This is a genomic window from Paenibacillus sp. FSL F4-0243 (genome assembly GCF_037963295.1).
Taxonomy (GTDB): Bacteria; Bacillota; Bacilli; order Paenibacillales; family Paenibacillaceae; genus Paenibacillus_AQ.
In genome coordinates, this window is sequence record NZ_CP150151.1 from 2,197,781 (window position 1) to 2,212,080 (window position 14,300).

Genomic DNA, 14,300 nt, shown 5'->3' on the forward strand with positions numbered 1-14,300 from the left:
ATCCTGATCATAACGTTGGACAATGGCTGTGATTGCTTGTTGTTCGCTTTCTGTTAGGACGTATTCCCTCGTGCATGTGTAATAAATAGAAACACTGATAAGTCATTCCCCCCAAACATAGAAATGGATGCAATATCCAGTTCTTGTTTATTACCCTCCAAAAGTCGAAAGGAAACTAGGCCAAACCTGCATTCTGGCGCCGCATGAAGGACAATTCATTTCCCCGGCCAAATACGGCAATTGGTTCAAAAAAGAGGAATCGCCCAGCTGATCGGCTCGCTCCGCCAGTATTTGATGTTCCGCTTCAACGAATGCCTCAACGGGAGTAACCTCATGTGCTGCCTGAAGGGGTTCGAATACCGGATCTTCCGCGAATGCTTGTATACGACCGCCTTCTCCGCTCGGCCACAAGTAAGCCTCTTGATTACATACTCCGCAAACGGCCACATATTCGTCGCCAGCCGTAAAATTCAGAAACATGTTTGCCACGCTCTGGGATTCCCGATAAGCTGCGTCGGCAATGAGAACATATCTTTTTTCGGTATCGCTGCTTATTTCTTGTTTGGCGTAGGCCAACATCTCTGGAACCAGCGAAGCAAGCTCCGCTATCGCTTTTAAGTAAGATTGGTACATCTCCGTACAAACCTCGTTTCCCGTTTCAGCAGCGAGTTCGTTCCAATCCGAGGGATACGGCTCAGATCTTGTTTTGTCATGACACGACTCGATAATCCCGCAAGTGATGTAGATTTCATGGCGCACTTCCATATTTTTTGATGCGAGAGCAAGTTTGGCCAGATAAGGTACTGCCGCGTAAGTGACGGTATAGATCGTATTTTGGTGATATAAGTGCTCCTGGAATAGTTCGTCGAAAACTTCTTTATCGAAATCAAGCATCAGACGCTCCAACAGTTCAGGTACCATTTCGCCCGACTCGTAAGGACCGGTTAGCTTGCCCCACAGTTCGCTGTTTAATTGTAACAAGAGGAATCACTCCCATCCCTATTCAAGTGGATACATTTTCTATATTATCCTATAAGATCGGCGGGTCCTGAATAGGGCAACGGATATACTCCCCCTCGAGAATAGGGCTTAAAGCCTAGGACGATTCCCCCTAGGCTCTATTTCCATAACATGAAGAAAAGCCAATTCTACTGAAATGGCTTTTTTCTTTTTCACTACTCTTCGAAAGGATCACGATTTTGTACTATTAATTAGCATGAGATATGACAGAAATGTTGGCATGCTTGATTCACTATAGAAGGCCGAATGTCCACATTTGTATATGTATTGTAAAGATAAGTATATCGATGAAACGAATGCCCCTACTTATAATAAAATTGCTGCAGCAGTTGAGCATGGAGGGTCATGCGGTAAGCTGGAGTAAATTTCGAGCTAATAAACAACGGGGGGGATCGTAGTGCGTTTACGGTATAGGAATATTTTTTTAGTGTTTTTTGTTACCGCTTTCATTTTAGTTGCCGTTTCATCGGAGAAGTCCGACGCCGCAACAGGTAATCTGGCTTTAGGAAAGACGGCTTATTCGTCGTCGAACGAAGTAGACTTTTTCGGGCCTGAGAAAGCGGTCGACGGTGGCAATCGGGATGCAAGCCGATGGTCTTCGGAAAGAACGGATGACCAGTGGTTCTACGTTGATCTAGGCGAGCCTGTAGAAATTGGAAGAGTAATCATCAACTGGCAGACTCCGGCGGAACAATATCAAGTTCTTGTGTCTGACGATGCGGTAACCTGGAGGAACGTATTCGCGGACAACCGCGTGCTCGTCGCCCGCGGACCAGTCGAGGATACGATCGATTTTGAGCCGACACTGGCGCAATACGTTAAGTTCCAAGGAGTAACGCGACGTCCAATTGAGGATATCTATTACGGATACTCCTTCTGGGAATTCGAGGTATACAAGGGCAAACCGCTGTTGCCGCCTATGATGGATGCGGTCAAAAACAGCATCGTCGTCTCCGAGGGAGACACTCAGCTGAACCTGCCCGCTGTACCGGATGGTTATACGCTGACGCTGGTGAACACGGACAGCTTGCCGGTGATCGACGAGCAGGGCAATATTCATGCGCCGCTTGTGGATACTCAGGTTCAGCTGCTGTTGCAAATCGAGAGCGACAGCGATCCGACATATCTGTTAGCGGATAATGCGTTAGTCACCGTACCCGGTCTCTACGAGCAGACGAGCGATCGGAACCCGGAGCCGCGAGTCATTCCTTCTTTGCGTGAGTGGCTGGGCACAACCGGCGAGTTCCGCTTGACGGATAAATCCAATATCGTCATTCGCGCGGAGGATGAAGCGGCTCTGCAGGGGACGGCCAATATTTTGCGGAAGGACTTGCTTGATTTAACGAAGCTTCCGCTGACGGTTACGGTTGGTTCACCTCAAGAGGGGGACATCTATTTGGTGCTGGATGCCGCGCAAATGGGATTGGGGACAGAGGGCTATGAGCTGAATATCGGCGAATATACTTCCGTCGCTGGCTCCGATCAGACGGGCGTCATGTTCGGCACAAAAACGATCCTTCAACTGCTCGGCCACGATGCCGATCATAAGACGATGCCCAAGGGGCAATCGCGCGATTATCCGAAATACGCGGATCGAGGCTTCATGCTCGATGTGGGCCGCAAGTTTTATACGATCGAATTTTTGCGGGATTATGTGAAGTTGATGTCCTACTATAAGATGAACCGGTTCCAGATTCATCTGAACGATGATGTCGGCGATGTCGGTTACTTCCGTCTGGAGAGCGAGAAATTCCCGGGAGTGACGAGCAAGGACGGCTTCTATACGAAGCAGCAATTCAGAGACCTGCAGCTGCTTGGGATGGAATACGGCGTAAACGTCGTGCCGGAAATCGATACACCGGGCCATTCCGGCGCGTTCATCGCTTACGACCCTAGGTTGGGCAGCAACAATCAGCTGGATATCAATCGTCCGGAGACGCTCGACTTCATTAAAGAACTCTTTGACGAGTATCTCGACGGTAGCAATCCGACCTTCGTCGGCCCGGACGTGCACGTCGGCACGGATGAATATTTCGGCGACGACAAGGAGGCGTTCCGCAGGTACGCGGATATGCTCCTTAACCACATTAACAGCAAAGGCAAGCGCGCACGTCTGTGGGGCAGTCTGTCCGCATATGACGGCACGACGCCAGTCAGCAACAATGCGACGATGGACATCTGGTATGAGCCGTACGGAAGTGTCTTGCAGGCCATTAAGCTTGGCTACGACGTTGTCAATACCAACACGAACTTGCTCTATATCGTTCCGCAACTGTACCGCAGCTATTTGAATTACGATTTTATTTACAATGAGTGGGAGCCTAACGATTGGCTGGAGACGAAGCTTCCTTATGGGCACCCGCAGGTAAAAGGCGGCATGTTCGCGCTCTGGAACGACGTGTCTGTAGAGAAGGGCGTCTCCATGGCGGACTCGCATCAGCGTATCTTGCCTTCCATGCAAGTGTTGGCGGAGAAGCTGTGGAGAGGCAACCGCGTCGACCGGAACTTTGCAAGCTTCCAGGCGGATGCCGCAAAGTACGTGGACCCGCCGGGTGTTCATCAGTCGCACAAGCTTCAAGTCGACAATGAGCGCAATATCGTTCTCGATTATACTTTCGACGAGGGCTTCGCGGATCGTTCGGGCAACGGCTTTGACGGGAACGCGGTGAATGCAGGCACGGAGAAGGGAATCTTCGGGCAAGCAGTAAGGCTCAAAGGCGGAGCCAGCTACGTGGAAACGCCGCTTCGCACGCTCGGTTTCGGATGGACGATATCCATGTGGATCAAACCGGACGCTGACAACCCGCAAGGAGCTGTGCTGCTGGAATCTCCGGATGGACAGCTGAAATATAACATCGGGGGCAGCGGCAAACTGGCCATCACGAAAGAAAACTACGTAAGCGAATTCAATTATAAGCTGCCGACCGACCGCTGGACCCATGTCATTATGATCGGCGACGACACGGGGACCTCCATCTTCATTAACGGCAGTGAGTATACGGCTACTCTAAAAGACGGCTCCAAGTTGGAAACGTTCGTATTGCCAGTAGCCAAAATAGGCAGTGAAACGAATGCTTTTAAAGGCTTGATTGACGAACTCATCGTAAGGAACACCTACGTGGACCTGCATGGAAATCTGGCTTTGCATAAGCAAGCCGAATCCTCACTGCCGGAATCCTCGTCCTACACGGCGGACAAAGCGGTGGACGGCAGAGGGGACACCAGATGGTCCAGCAATTGGGTGGACGATACCTGGTTCATGGTGGATCTGGGTGAAGTGAAGAACATTGATGCTGTATCTATTTTGTGGCAAACGGCTTACGGTTCGAATTACCGCATTCTCGTGTCCGAGGACAAGGAGAACTGGACGAATGTCGTGAAAGACAACAACGGCGAGATTAACGGCAAGCCGGGACGCGTCCTGACTACCTTCCAAAGCACGCCGGCCAGATACGTGAAGTTTGAAGGCGTATCCAGAGCTACCATGTTCGGCTATTCCTTTGAGGAATTTGAAGTGTACGGCGAGGAATATAAGCTCGGCAATATACGGCCGATTATCGACCTGTTGACGGCTATCGAGGCCTACAAGCTCGTGGAGGACAATTATTCTCCTGAGGGCTGGGCACAGCTTCAACAGGCGATGGTACAAGCGACTGCGGCGATTCAAACCGCCCAGCTGACTCGTCCTGAGGCCGAGCAGGCGTATACCGGGCTGAGCGTTGCACGCGATCGTCTAACGATCGAAGACGTAATGGGTCTGATCGAGCTTAATGTGAATGAAAGCATTGCCGCGAATCTCTATCTACCGCAGAAAGGACAGCTCGGCACGCGTATCGTCTGGAGCAGCTCGAAGCCCGACTATCTGAATGCCAACGGACAATTGTTGCAACGTCCGTCAGGCAGCGACATGGAGGTCGTGCTGACCGCGACGATCAGCAAGGGAGATGCATCCGCGAAAAAAACGTTCAAGATCAAAATCAAAGCGTTGCCTAGCTCTGGTGGCGGAGGATGGGTTCCGACTCCAATAACTCCAGATCCGGAAGAAGGCCAAAACGGCGGTTCGAATCCGGGAGGCGGAGATCCAGGCAATGGCAATGAGAACGGCAACGGCAATGGCGGGGAGTCTGGCGGATCGACAACGGTTCGACTGAACGATATTGCGAGTCATTGGGCAAAAGCGTCCATCAAACGGGCCGTCGAGCTTGGATTCGTAGCGGGCTATACCGACGAGACGTTCAAGCCGAATAAGACGGTCAGCAGGGACGAATTCGTCGTCATGTTGGTCAAAGCGTTGAAACTGCAAGGTACGAACAGTTCGCTGGACTTCGCGGACGCAGGCTCAATTCAAGCTTGGGCGAATCCTTATATTGCGCAAGCCTTGGAATCCGGCCTGATCAGCGGCTATGCGGATGGGACCTTCCGTCCGAAGGCTTCGATTAGCCGAGCAGAACTGGCAGCGATGATTGTTCGCAGCTTGGGCCTGAAGACTTCGGAAGGGCATGAGCTCTCTTATGCTGACGCGGATCAAATCCCGGCTTGGGCGAAGCCGTATGTGGCAGCAGCCCAGAAGGCGGGAGTAATGAACGGTCGCGGGGACAACCGGTTTGCCCCGGCCGCCTCGGCGACGCGTGCTGAAGCTGTGGTCGTCATTCTGAACATGCTCGATGCGCTTGCAGAATTGCAAGCGCAGGAGCAGAACTAATTATGTATAGAAAGAGAGCGTGAGCTTAAGTGAAAACTAGACGAAGTTTGACTGCTTTGCTGCTTGTCCCGGTCATGCTGTTCTCGTTGATATCCTCCGTGTATGCGGAGGAGCCGGGCGGAGAGAGTGCCAGCTTTTATAATTTGGTTCAAGGGAAAACGTACACATGGTTGGATCAGCCGGAGGACGCTTTCCCGGATGACGGGACGAAGCTGACGGACGGCAATGCCGTAGACACATCCCGTGACAGCGGCAACTGGGTGGGCCACCGCTACAAGAAATCCCGTTCGGTTGTGTTTGATCTAGGCGAGCAAAAAACGATCAAGGACGTGAGCGCGCGTTTCTTGCAAGATTGGCCGAACAACGAAACGCTTGTACCGCTCACCGTTTCATTCTACGCGTCTGACGATGGGGTGAACTGGGGCGTATTGTCTCATAATGCGACTAAATTGTTATGGGGCGATCAGACCAACACCGAGACGTATAAATGGGACGGCAGCCCAGAGACCGGAGTCGTAAAGCGTGGCGATTATACCGAAGGATTGGTTTACGCTCAGTATGTGAAAGTGGTGTTCTCCGTGCATCCGAGGGCGTGGACTATGATCGACGAGGTGACGATAACCGGCGCGGACGGCTTGATCGACGGAGCCCAGCCAGTGCAGCCCGAACCTTATGGTCTCCAGCAACCTGGGGAGGCTACTGGCGGGATTGAAAATTTGGGCTTGCTGTATAACGGGCATTACCCGGATGGTACAGGAACCTGGACGAAGGAACGGGTTATCCCTAATATCAGCTATGTGAACAAGCAGGGAGAGCCTGTCGATTGGCTGTTCGACGGCGTGCTATATCTGGGTTTGACGTCGGAAAACGGCAGAGGCTTCGGCGCGGTTGAAGCGGCCGGCAAAGCCAGAAGAGTGGAATGGGAATGGTATTTGAATAAAACGTTTAACACCGGCGGCGATATGAGCGCGCTGAACGAGGCGACGGCCGAGGTAGGCGCGAAGCTTGGCGAGCCTGACCGTAAGACGAAGGTTGTTATGATGATACCCGATCCGGGCGAATATCAGTCCGATTTTGGCAGCATTAACGATGAAAATCTGGACTTCAACCTAAGTGTGGTCGGTAATGACGTATCGCTGAACAACCGGGCCAAAGCGATTCAGTGGTGGACCGATGAAGTGCAAGCAAGATGGGCGGCTGCGGGCTACTCGAACCTGGAGCTCGTCGGCATGTATTGGCTGGAGGAACAAATAAGCACGCATTCGACTGGCCCGGAGATGGTCAAGAAAGCGAGCGACATCGTTCATAACGCTGACCTGAAGCTGTTCTGGATCCCTCATTCTTTGGCTTATAAGAAATTCATGTGGAAGGATGTCGGCATCGATGCCGTATCTCTGCAGCCGAACTATTTCTTCGAGAAAATGGAGTTCTCGCGTCTGGAAGATACAGCGGATATGGCGAAACGGTACGGCATGTCGCTGGAGCTGGAGTTCGATGACCGGATGATCAATGACGCCGTCTTCCGCGAGCGGTTCATCGATTACTTGAACAGCGGCGTGGATACAGGGCTAATGCAGCAAGGGTATAGAGCGTATTATCAAGGCAACAACGCCATTTTCAGCGCGGCGAAAAGCGAGGATCCTGCTATCCGCGTCCTCTACGATTGGCTGTACCAATTCGTGAAGGGCACTTATCAGAAGCAAGACGCCGCTGCGCCTGATGTTGTAGCGCTCATGAACGGGGAGCCGATCTCGGAGCATACGATTGTGCCTGATACGACACAGGCCGCCTTCACCTGGGCCATTCCGGGAGATGATGACAGCGGTATCGTCAAAGTAACGGCCAAGTATGACGGCAAACCTTATACGCAAGGAACTATAGTAGATCTGACGGGCAAGCCGGGCAAGCATGTGCTGGAGCTGACGGTGGCGGCTGCCAAATCCAAGACGGTTAAGTTCGTAATAGAAGCTCGTTTGGGCGCTGAAGGTCTATTGGCTCTTGTTGATAAATACGCAGACAACAAGCAGCTTAGCAATGCCGATACGGTACGCGCTATGCGCAACGCTCTGATTATGATGGAGCGTACGCAAGAGAGCGATCCTGAGGAAGCCATAGGCTATTTGCTGGCATTCAATGCGAAGCTGGATGGGGCTAAAGGCCTTGAATTTGTAACGGAAGGCGCTTATACGGCCCTGAAGGAAGGCGTGTATTACGAGATTGGCAGCATCGCACAAGACAAAGAAGCAGAGGCATCCTCGACGGAAGCCGCAGGTCTAGAGCCTTCTAAGGCGCTGGATGGCGCACCGGGTACGCGCTGGGCGAGCCAAGTGCGCGATACGGCTTGGTTCCAGATCGATCTGGACAGCAAGCAAACCTTCGATACGGTCCGCATCGATTGGGAATATGCGCGCGCGGACCAATACCGTCTGAGCGTCTCGGATGATAAGCAGACGTGGGAGCCCTTGAAAGTCGGCAACAATGGCGTGGTTAAAGCGTCCGACGGCAAGAATACGCTGGTATTCCCGGCAACGACGGCGAGATACATCAAGTTTGAGGGACTGAATCGGGCTACGTTCTACGGTTATTCCTTCTATGAATTCGGCGTGTACAATCTTTCCCAGCGGCAAGAGCTGAAGACATTGGACGGCATACAAGCCGCCGTGGACGCCTCCACGAAGAAAGTTACGATCAATGGGTTAGTCATGAACGGCAAGAAAGAACATTTGTATGTCAAAGTGCTTGACCCAAAAGGCAACATTCAATATACCGGCCAGACGGGCACTGAGGATGACGGAAGCTTCCGCATCGCCTTTACGTTGACCGGAGAAGAGCAAGGACTGTATACGGTCGAGCTTGAAACGGATGACATGACGACTCCAGCGCAGGCCGCCTTCGAATATCGCAAGCCGCCTTCCACTGGCGGAGGCAATGGGGGCAGCATTGGAGGCGGTTCGGCGCAAGATCCGTATACGTTGCAAACGTACGATTCAGTCAAAGCCGTGCTTGTCCCGACATTGAAAGGCAATCAGGCTGTGGCTTCGGTCGGAGTAGCAGATCTGAATGCCGCGATTCTCAAGGCAACAGCCGACAGCAACGGCAACAAGCATATTCGTCTTGAATTGAAGCTGTCGAACGCGGCTGTCAGCTATGCTTTGGAGCTTCCCGCAGCTAATCTGACGAACCAGTCTAATCTGATTCTGCATATCTCCACGCCGTATGCCCAGCTTGCATTGACTGGCGACATGCTGGCTGGAGTCAAGGAGAATGCCGGAAAGCTGCTCGTTATCGTAAGCGACCATGCAGGCGAGTATCGCGGCAACGAAGCGGCTGGCCGGATCGGCAACAGGCCAATCGTTGAAGTTGCATTGCAACTGGACGGTGAAGCTCTGTCTTGGAATAATGCGAAGGCACCGATTTCCATTGCGATTCCGTATTCGCTTCAAGCGGGCGAGCAAGCTGCTGATCTGCAAGCTTTCGAGCTGACGGGCGACAGCGCGGCAGTAATTGATGGCACGTCTTATGACAAAGACAAGGGCGTACTGCGATTCTCCATCGACCAAGTCGGCGTCTATGCTGTCGGCGGCAAGAAACCAGTTGCGTTCACTGACCTTGGCAAGTATGAATGGGCGCGCGAGGCAATAGAGAAGCTGGCCGAAAGAGGCATCGTCAAAGGCACTTCGATCGAAAATGGCACTTTCAGCCCCGCAAATCAAGTAACGCGAGCTGATTTTATCCTTATGCTGGTGAACATGCTTGACCTGCGCGCCGAGATTACCTCGACGTTCACCGATGTGAAACCGAATGATTATTACTACGATGCGGTGTCCATCGTCAAGCAATTGGGAATCGTTTCGGGAGTGAACGAAGTTAACTTTGCTCCTCGTGACTCAATCAGCCGCCAGGACGCTATGGTTATGCTAACCCGAGCGCTTCAAACGACGGGGGCAATCAAGCCGTCCACATCCGGTTCAACACTTGAGGGCTTCCGTGATGCGAGCCAGATTGCGCCATATGCTGCGGACAGCGTGGTAACTCTGTTCGAGCATGGGCTGGTTACGGGCTCGGGCGGCTATATGAAGCCGAAGAGTACGACCAGCAGAGCGGAAGCGGCGACGTTCTTGTATCGCGTTCTTCAATTAATCGAGGGGCAGCAGGAGTAGACGCGGAAACAATTGATTAAAGCACATTCCGATTAGTGCGGCAACGCGACCGGAATGTGCTTTTTCGACGATACAGAATAAAACTTCCTGAATGGACGGGTGAAGCTGGTAAGCCGTCCCGCGCTTCCGTGATGAACTGCGGGCGCGTGATGGCGCCTCCGACCCACGTAAGCCGCCCCGGTGCGCATGGCCGACGCCGCTTCCTCGGGTGTCTGATGCGCCTTCCGCGACGAACGGTAACGCACAGCGCTTCGCTCTTCCACCGGACGAGCTCCAGGTCGGTGCCTTCGGACCGAGGGCCATGCGGCGTATAGCCGGATAACGTCGTCCCGACGAAATCCATAGAATGGATTGCAAGTTGTTTTTTGGAAAATTTTTGATTGCCTCGGGGTGTCTTTGGTAGTGAAACCAACAACGGCGGGAGAGCGCATCGCTGGCAGCGATGAGGCCAGGGATTCGATCTCCCTTGGCTCCACCAAACATCATATGGACTCTTAGCTCAGTTGGTAGAGCAGTAGATTCTTAATTTATTTGTCCAGGGTTCGAGCCCCTGAGAGCCCATCCTAAAGAAACGGCAGAAATGCCGTTTTTTTTTGTTGTGTGGAGAGTGGAGTGGCTTTTTATTAGGTTTCTTTCATGGAATAGTTTGGAGAGAAAAAATGTGCAATGCAAGCGAGCCGTGTGGAAACACGACTGCCGGTGCAATAGGTGCTTTTCGAAGGATCAAACAGGAAATAGACCGTATTCCTTTGCGAGAGGGCGGTCTATTTTTTTGTGCTGAGGTAAGATCCGGTGCTCTCTCCCGGTACATCGACAACCTCAAGACCAGGCAATGCTTCATCAAGTCAACAATAGACTCTAGTCGGGACGAGCGACTTAGGTTAATATGAAAGCGCAAACATGTTTTCTGGAAGTCTTGAAAGCTACAATTTAGCAACAGAGCATAAAGGTAATCTGAACGGAGGATAAGATGGAAAACTGGTTGGGTAAATCGTTAAAGCAGAAGCTGAGCTTGTTGATTATTATTTCGGTATTGGTACCGGTGTTGTCTCTGGGACTGTTCTCCTATTATATTGCTGAAAGCTTAACGGAAGAGAAAGCGAAAAGTTCAGGCATGAACACGCTTAGGCAAATTGGGGCCTATTTGGAAAATATGGTGAGCGATGTTGAGAATCTATCTCTATTCCTCATCGGCCACCCTGATGTCCAAAGCTATTTGAAAACACCGGAACACGATTTGCTAAAGCAAACCTCGATCGTTAATTTACTTACAACATTATCGATTTCCAAACCATATATCGCCAATGTCATGATCGAATCGAATGAAGATAATAAGCCGTCGGTTTCCTTCAGATCCGTCCTCGAATCAGAATGGGCCGATATTCAGAGCGAATATCCCAGTTATTATGAGAAACATCCTAAATGGTGGTCTCCGGTGCATCACTTCGTTACATCGGACGGCAAAGAGGATGTCATTACGATGTCACGGCCGATTCGCAGCACATCAAAATATTACGATATCGGCATGCTTAAAATTAGCTTGACACAATCGGTTATCTCTAGCCATTTAAAGCAAGCTGGACTAGAGGGTGAAGGCGTCGCCCTGCTGTTGGACGAACAAAATCGGATATTGGCTGGGCCGGAAGGGTACTCGACTAACAAGAACTTGAACGATTATTTTTCCGGAATAGTTGATTTCAAGAGTAAGTCGGGTTCGTTCGATTACGGAGAAGCGGAGGAGCGGAGTACCGTACTGTACTATCAGATGCCTAATGTTAACTGGAGGCTCGTAGGCATCATTCCGGCAAAAGCTTACAAAGCGCAGAACCAGTATTTTTTAACGTTAACTGCAATTGCAGTCAGCATTTCCATGCTTTTTGTCATCGCTTTTGTACTTGTACTTATTCAAAAGGTGACGAAACCGTTGTCAGCATTAACGAATTTTCTTAGAAATTCCAGCCCGGACGAACCGCTGCCGACGCTGCCCGTCACATCGATCGATGAGGTTGGACAACTGATTATTAGCTATAATCGGATGAGCTCGCGAATTATTAATTTAACCGATGAGGTGAAGCAAAACGAAGCGTTGAAGAAGGAAGCGGATATGTCGGCGCTTCAAGCGCAGATCAATCCGCATTTTCTATACAATACGTTATCGTCAGTCCACTGGATGGCACTAATGAAGGGAGACGAAAAAATTGCAGATATGGTCGGCTCATTGAGTGATTTTCTTCGTTTCAGCTTAAATAAAGGACAGGAATATTGTGCAATCAGCCAAGAAATTTTGCATGTAGATCATTATGTGAAGATCCAGTCCATTCGATATCCGGATAAATTTGATTACGAGGCGAATATTCCGGCGGAGCTGCTCGATATGAGAATGCTGAAGCTGCTGCTTCAGCCGCTAATTGAAAATGCGATGATTCATGGCATTTTGAAAAGAGAGGGTAAAGGAAGCATTATCGTTAAAGCGGCGTCAGCGGGAGAGCATATAACCTTTATTGTTCAAGATGACGGTGTAGGCATGAGCAGGGAAAGATTGGAGCTGTTGAGGGAGAAGGTAAGCGCAAACTTGGGCATTGATCCGCTGAAGAATAATGACTCGGCAGGCAGCAGCTACGGATTGCGCAACGTTCATAATCGGCTGCAGCTTCATTATGGGCATGAAGCCGGTTTACGGATCGAAAGCGTAGAAGGAAGCGGCACTAAAGTTAGTTTTACGATTATACCGCTCCAATCAGAAATCAAATAGGCTGCAACCTTTGTGGGAAGGAAGGAGAATCTGTACATGAAGCTGTTAATTGTAGATGACGAAGTCATTATTAGGACCGGCCTTAGCACGGTTATTAAATGGGAAGAGAATGGCATTGAGCTGCTCGCGCCGGCTGCTTCCGCGGAGGAAGCGCTGATGCGCATTCCGATAGAGTGTCCTGACATCATTCTAACCGATATTCGGATGACGGGAATGACGGGATTGGAATTGTCTCGCGAGGTTAAGCGGAATTTTCCTTACATTGAAATTGTTATATTGTCTGGATTCGATGATTTCGCATATGCACAGCAAGCGATGCGGGAAGGAATAAGTGATTATTTGCTTAAAAATAGCCGTCCTGGCGATATTATGACTGCGGTTATGCGCGTGAAGCAGCGTATCGTCAATAGACGGGAGGCTGATCATCAAGGCGCCATCCATCAAACGGCGTTCCGTTGGAAGCAACTGGATCGGTTTCTTCGCGGGGACAATCTCCTGACGGAGCGTGAAAGTGAGGAACTGTTGATCTATTATCCTGAGCTGAGGCTCGGATCGGATATGGAGAAGCTAGAGCTATGGCTAGTGACATCTGCTTATCCACTGACAATGAAGGAGGAGACGGAAAGTGAAATGAATGAGGCGGCTGCGATGATTAGGGATTCACTTGGCTGTGTCATTCTGGATTGGGACTATGGATGGCTGCTTATTTTCCGCAGGGGGCAGCCGGGCGCGAAGCGATTGGTTAAGGCGTCGATGGAGCGGGCGGAGCGCGTTTATAGCCAGCCTTTTTTTGCAGCATGCGGTGTATGGGCCAGCAATTTGGCAGAACTTAGGGAGTCACTTCGCACCGCCGAACATACCGCCTCGTACCGCTGGTTGGCAGAGGAAGCAAGAATGCTGGCCTATGAGGATATTAAAGACCGGAAAGGAATGCGGACCGTTTGTACGGAAGAAGTGGAGAGTAAGCTAACCGCCGTTCTGAGAAGCGGGAGCCGAGAAGTCGTACAACAGTGGATTAAAGGTGAACTGGAGAGCATTAGACAGAATGCGGAAGCGACGCCTTGTTCCGTTCAAGCGTATTTGCATTCCTTGATTGTTGGGGGGTACCGCTGGCTAGAGCGTGCAGCAGCATCCGTTGGTCAATCGATGCCAAAGCTTCCACAGATTGAACAGCTGGACATAAAGCTGCTTACTGCGAATCCAGAAGAAACTTTGCAGCAGATGCTGCTTGCAATCCATGCGCAGTATGAACGATTAAATGGCAGCCGGAATGAAGCCATTGACCGAACTGTAGCCTATATCCGCGAGCATCTTGCAGACAGCTTGTCTTTGGCGCAGGTAGCGGCATGCGTACATATGAATCCGAACTATTTTAGCAAGCTGTTTAAACAGGAAACAGGTAAGAACTATATTGAGTATGTAACTGAGGCGAGAATGGAATGGGCTAGCCGTTTGTTGAAGGAAACGCCAGCGAAGGTAAGTGAGATTGCTAAGCGGGTAGGTTACGAGGATATGAAGCATTTTAACCAGCTGTTTAAGCGTTACAGTGGCGAAACCCCTTCGCAATATCGTTCAAAATGAATAGACGAAGGTGAAAATATCCCCCGTATGGGCTTAACTTTCCCCCCTACGACTTCTCGTCTGTCTTATCTATACTAGGGTTATC

6 protein-coding genes and 1 tRNA gene are annotated in these 14,300 nt (G+C 50.8%); 5 read left to right on the top strand and 2 right to left on the bottom strand.

The annotated features are described in order from the left end of the window. Positions 1-150: 150 nt before the first annotated feature. The gene (locus NSS87_RS09710) at positions 151-921 is read right to left on the bottom strand and encodes a hypothetical protein (RefSeq protein WP_339246600.1); all 771 of its coding nucleotides are present in this window, start codon (positions 919-921) and stop codon (positions 151-153) included. 496 nt (positions 922-1,417) lie between these two features. Here NSS87_RS09710 and NSS87_RS09715 point away from each other — a divergent pair, with 496 nt between their 5' ends. Continuing rightward, the gene (locus NSS87_RS09715) at positions 1,418-5,722 is read left to right on the top strand and encodes an S-layer homology domain-containing protein (RefSeq protein ID WP_339246603.1); all 4,305 of its coding nucleotides are present in this window, start codon (positions 1,418-1,420) and stop codon (positions 5,720-5,722) included. Between the two features lie 29 nt (positions 5,723-5,751). After that, positions 5,752-9,882, top strand: coding sequence for a DUF4855 domain-containing protein (locus NSS87_RS09720; protein ID WP_339246606.1), 4,131 nt, complete (start codon positions 5,752-5,754; stop codon positions 9,880-9,882). A gap of 16 nt (positions 9,883-9,898) precedes the next feature. Here NSS87_RS09720 and NSS87_RS09725 read toward each other — a convergent pair whose 3' ends face one another. Then, positions 9,899-10,225 (bottom strand): hypothetical protein, encoded by a 327-nt coding sequence (locus NSS87_RS09725; protein WP_339248497.1) that lies wholly within the window; start codon positions 10,223-10,225, stop codon positions 9,899-9,901. Between the two features lie 145 nt (positions 10,226-10,370). Between NSS87_RS09725 and NSS87_RS09730 the strand changes: the two genes are divergently transcribed. The 3 genes from NSS87_RS09730 (at position 10,371) to NSS87_RS09740 (ending at position 14,215) form a co-directional block, all read left to right on the top strand. After that, positions 10,371-10,443, top strand: a tRNA-Lys gene (locus tag NSS87_RS09730). A 409-nt stretch (positions 10,444-10,852) separates the two neighbouring features. After that, positions 10,853-12,634 carry a sensor histidine kinase gene (locus tag NSS87_RS09735; RefSeq protein ID WP_339246609.1) on the top strand — a complete coding sequence of 594 codons (1,782 nt, stop codon included), beginning with the start codon at positions 10,853-10,855 and terminating at the stop codon, positions 12,632-12,634. Positions 12,635-12,670: 36 nt separating this feature from the next. Then, complete coding sequence (locus NSS87_RS09740; protein ID WP_339246611.1) at positions 12,671-14,215, top strand: helix-turn-helix domain-containing protein; 1,545 nt, start codon at positions 12,671-12,673, stop codon at positions 14,213-14,215. Positions 14,216-14,300 lie beyond the last annotated feature (85 nt).